3 protein-coding genes are annotated in these 1,277 nt (G+C 63.1%); all 3 read right to left on the reverse strand.

Annotation, left to right across the window (positions count from 1 at the left end; all coding sequences use genetic code 11):
- The coding region (locus tag ABT116_RS47380; protein ID WP_351647591.1) for a hypothetical protein at positions 1 to 273 on the reverse strand (273 nt) is incomplete at its 3' end.
- Between the two features lie 195 nt (positions 274 to 468).
- Entirely contained in the window at positions 469 to 924 is a 456-nt protein-coding gene (locus tag ABT116_RS47385; protein WP_351647593.1) for a hypothetical protein, read from the reverse strand.
- On the reverse strand, positions 921 to 1,277 hold a 357-nt coding region (locus ABT116_RS47390), incomplete at its 5' end, for a DNA cytosine methyltransferase (RefSeq protein ID WP_351647595.1). The genes ABT116_RS47390 and ABT116_RS47385, both read right to left, overlap by 4 nt.

The raw sequence follows: 1,277 nt of genomic DNA on the forward strand, positions 1-1,277 counted from the left end.
CCGGCGTCCTTGGCCTTCTGCACGTCGGTGGCGATGCTCTTGGAGTTCAGCGCGTCGACGAGGATGACGTGTCACGTCGGCGGGTGTCGTGTCGCAGGCAAGGTTCGACCACCGTCTGATAGTCAAGTCCAGGACTCCGGCGTAGTTCATGGACGACTGCGAGATCAACAACTCGTAGAGCCACTGGGCGTCCCTCGAGAGGGCTCGCCAATCTGTGTCGTTCCAGATGGACTTGAGCAGTTGCGCGTATTTGCGCCCGCCCTGAGTGACCATGTGGGTGTCCTTCCGGGGGTGAAACGTGCGCCGGATCGGGCGCGAATCGATGGGTGTCGCTAGGTGAAGCTGAACCCCTGCCAGAGGGTTATCTAGTCTTCAATTAGACACTAGACACCTATGGCAGGGGCATCGGCAACCGTCGTCTACAGGTGGTGCCAGGGCACCGGATCTACCCCAATATCCAGTGCGCGATCATGACGCCTCGAGGAGCGCATCGAGGGTCGCCCTCCCCCACATCTGCTCGGCTTTCTCCCACGCCGGCAGCGGAGCGTTCTGCAGCAGCTCGGCGAGGAAGTCCCTCGGAACTTTGATGCCGGCTTGGGTGCCGGTGCGGATCCGCTGCGCGCGTTTCGTGCGCGCGAAGTGGTCGCGGCATTCCTGGCACGGGGGTTCCATGTGCGACCGGTGCCGGGAATGGCCACGGTCCGTGCCGTGCTTGATGTTGCGGGGCCAGACGAACAGGTCGTCGGAGACGACGGTCGCCTCGTGGCATACCGCGGACGGCGAGTGCCCGTCCATGTCGAGGCACACTCGCAGTCCCCCACCGTCGGCGCCGAACAGGATCTTCACCACCCAACCCGGCTGGTAGATGCCCCACTGGGTCTCGATTGGGCGAATCAACGGCAGTTCGCGTCCCCGGACGATCATGCCGCCACCCCCAACGATTCTGCGACGGCCGCGATCAGGTCACGTGCGGCCGGTGGCGTCACAGCGTTTCCGGCCTGCCGCACCTGTTCGCGTTTGTTGCCGAGGATCGTGTAGTCCGACGGGAAGGCCATTCCTGCTGCGATCTCGTGCGGTTCGAGCATCCGGAACAAGCAGTCGTCGACGGACAGCGACTCGGCACTGGCCAGTCCGTGATGCAGTCCGTTCGCTGCGAACGTATCGAGCGGATCGGTGATCGCTTTCACGGTGTTGTTGTTGCGCATCGGCACGACGAATGCGTGGTGGATTCCGCCTGCCGACACCGTCGAAATCGGTTCGTCAACATGATGATTCTT

This window comes from Streptomyces sp. NPDC002130 (assembly GCF_040296465.1).
In the GTDB taxonomy this organism is placed as follows: Bacteria; Actinomycetota; Actinomycetes; order Streptomycetales; family Streptomycetaceae; genus Streptomyces.

What these genes read in the sequence shown, in the direction of transcription:
- ABT116_RS47385 (WP_351647593.1), bottom strand. Translation starts at nt 924, where the DNA reads ATGATCGTCCGGGGACGCGAACTGCCGTTGATTCGCCCAATCGAGACC.